The sequence below is a fragment of the Chryseobacterium sp. OV279 genome (assembly GCF_900128945.1).
Classification (GTDB): Bacteria; Bacteroidota; Bacteroidia; order Flavobacteriales; family Weeksellaceae; genus Chryseobacterium.
This window is the reverse complement of record NZ_FQUD01000010.1, coordinates 1-1,528: the sequence shown is the minus strand read 5'-3', so window position 1 is coordinate 1,528 and position 1,528 is coordinate 1. Positions and strand designations below refer to the sequence as shown.

General features: G+C 49.5%; 1 rRNA gene. It reads left to right on the top strand.

The annotated features are described in order from the left end of the window. Positions 1-97 precede the first annotated feature (97 nt). Positions 98-1,528 (top strand): 16S ribosomal RNA (locus BUA72_RS24105); the annotation flags it as partial.

The following is a 1,528-nucleotide window of genomic DNA, read 5'->3' as shown; positions in this document are numbered from 1 at the left end:
ATTGCGGAAAGAAAAAAGATCATTGACATACAATATACAACCAAGTAAGAAAAAACTAAAGCGTAATAAAAAACTTTGAGCGGGTCAGGAAAAACATACAATGGAGAGTTTGATCCTGGCTCAGGATGAACGCTAGCGGGAGGCCTAACACATGCAAGCCGAGCGGTAGGTTTCCTTCGGGAGACTGAGAGCGGCGCACGGGTGCGGAACACGTGTGCAACCTGCCTTTATCAGGGGGATAGCCTTTCGAAAGGAAGATTAATACCCCATAATATTTTGAGTGGCATCACTTAAAATTGAAAACTCCGGTGGATAAAGATGGGCACGCGCAAGATTAGATAGTTGGTGAGGTAACGGCTCACCAAGTCTACGATCTTTAGGGGGCCTGAGAGGGTGATCCCCCACACTGGTACTGAGACACGGACCAGACTCCTACGGGAGGCAGCAGTGAGGAATATTGGACAATGGGTGAGAGCCTGATCCAGCCATCCCGCGTGAAGGACGACGGCCCTATGGGTTGTAAACTTCTTTTGTATAGGGATAAACCTTTCCACGTGTGGAAAGCTGAAGGTACTATACGAATAAGCACCGGCTAACTCCGTGCCAGCAGCCGCGGTAATACGGAGGGTGCAAGCGTTATCCGGATTTATTGGGTTTAAAGGGTCCGTAGGCGGATCTGTAAGTCAGTGGTGAAATCTCACAGCTCAACTGTGAAACTGCCATTGATACTGCAGGTCTTGAGTGTTGTTGAAGTAGCTGGAATAAGTAGTGTAGCGGTGAAATGCATAGATATTACTTAGAACACCAATTGCGAAGGCAGGTTACTAAGCAACAACTGACGCTGATGGACGAAAGCGTGGGGAGCGAACAGGATTAGATACCCTGGTAGTCCACGCCGTAAACGATGCTAACTCGTTTTTGGGGCTTTAAGCTTCAGAGACTAAGCGAAAGTGATAAGTTAGCCACCTGGGGAGTACGGACGCAAGTCTGAAACTCAAAGGAATTGACGGGGGCCCGCACAAGCGGTGGATTATGTGGTTTAATTCGATGATACGCGAGGAACCTTACCAAGGCTTAAATGGGAAATGACAGGTTTAGAAATAGACTTTTCTTCGGACATTTTTCAAGGTGCTGCATGGTTGTCGTCAGCTCGTGCCGTGAGGTGTTAGGTTAAGTCCTGCAACGAGCGCAACCCCTGTCACTAGTTGCCATCATTAAGTTGGGGACTCTAGTGAGACTGCCTACGCAAGTAGAGAGGAAGGTGGGGATGACGTCAAATCATCACGGCCCTTACGCCTTGGGCCACACACGTAATACAATGGCCAGTACAGAGGGCAGCTACCAGGCGACTGGATGCGAATCTCGAAAGCTGGTCTCAGTTCGGATTGGAGTCTGCAACTCGACTCTATGAAGCTGGAATCGCTAGTAATCGCGCATCAGCCATGGCGCGGTGAATACGTTCCCGGGCCTTGTACACACCGCCCGTCAAGCCATGGAAGTCTGGGGTACCTGAAGTCGGTGACCGTAA